The sequence below is a fragment of the Neisseria sp. P0021.S006 genome (genome assembly GCF_051956895.1).
This window is the reverse complement of sequence record NZ_JBQCWZ010001188.1, coordinates 1-464: the sequence shown is the minus strand read 5'-3', so window position 1 is coordinate 464 and position 464 is coordinate 1. Positions and strand designations below refer to the sequence as shown.

1 protein-coding gene is annotated in these 464 nt (G+C 48.3%); it reads right to left on the bottom strand.

Annotated elements, in window-relative coordinates; genetic code table 11:
- Positions 1-124: 124 nt before the first annotated feature.
- Positions 125-464: protein YgfX (locus ACTHUM_RS19395; RefSeq protein WP_440403926.1), on the bottom strand; the 340-nt coding region annotated here is incomplete at its 5' end.

The following is a 464-nucleotide window of genomic DNA, read 5'->3' as shown; positions in this document are numbered from 1 at the left end:
TCTCCCACACGTTCCAAGCCCATATCGATAAGGCCGGAACTATGGGCAGTCTCCAAATGAGAAAGCCAGTCTTGTAATGTTTTCATTGTATTTATCGCTTCAAAAGGCCGTCTGAAACAGCCGTTTAATCCATATCTGCCGCAAGTTCTGCTTTGTCTTCTTTTTCCCGACACCAGCGTGCCCATACTTTCAGACGGCGGTAGGCATCGCGGTCGGCCATATCGGGCAAGATGCAGTGTTTGACCATTTTTCCATCAACATTCCATTGCACAAACAAAGCGTAAACCGTCAACATACTGCTGTCTTGCAAAACCGCGCTTCTACCCTCTTTTTCGCCATTCAAGTAAACTGTCGCACGGTATTGGCGGTCAATGATGATTTTTCTGACCGCATTTCGAGTCTGAAAATTAACGCTGTGCCAAGCATAGGCAAAACTGCCGGCCAACGCCGCCAAACCCAGCCAC